Raw genomic sequence first — 607 nt, 5'->3', positions numbered from 1 at the left:
CGGACCGGGTGCCAGTGGCGGCTGCTGCCGCGCGAGTTTCCACCGCGGAGCACGGTCTACCACTACTACGCGGCATGGCGCAGCTCCGGCGTCTGGACCCAGCTGCAGTGGGCGCTGCACGGCATGGCACGCCAAGCCGCAGGTCATCGTTCCTGTCCTACCGTCGCCATCATGGACGGCCAGTCGGTGAAGATGGCGGAGCGGGGCGGCGTGCGCGGCTTCGACGCTCACAAGCGGATCAAGGGGCGCAAGCGCCGCATCCTCGTCGACACGCTCGGCCTGCCGTTCGCCAGCAGGGTGGAGCCCGCCTCGGCCTCCGATCGGGTCGCCGGTTTCCGGCTCGTCGGCGGACTGCGATTCGCCTTCCCCGACCTGCGCACCCTCATCGCGGACGCCGGACACGAGAGCCGGGAGCCCGCCTGCGCGCTGAAGCGCCACGACGGCTACGACCTGCGGATCGTCAAACGCCGGCAGCGCGGGTTCCGCATCACAGGGCTGACCTGGATCGTCGAGCGCTCGATCGCGTGGCTGAACCGCAATCGTCGCCTCGCCAAGGACCACGAGTACCGCGTGCAATCCTCCGAGACGATGATCGACATCGCTGCGA

The 607-nt window shown here is 69.5% G+C and carries 1 protein-coding gene; it reads left to right on the top strand.

Annotated features, from left to right (window positions below; genetic code table 11):
- Positions 1-607 (top strand): IS5 family transposase (locus ABD067_RS26200; protein WP_343898390.1); only part of this gene is annotated, 607 nt, incomplete at both ends.

This window comes from Craurococcus roseus, from assembly GCF_039523795.1.
GTDB classification, from domain to species: domain Bacteria; phylum Pseudomonadota; class Alphaproteobacteria; order Acetobacterales; family Acetobacteraceae; genus Craurococcus; species Craurococcus roseus.
This window is presented reverse-complemented; position numbering and strand designations above follow the sequence as displayed.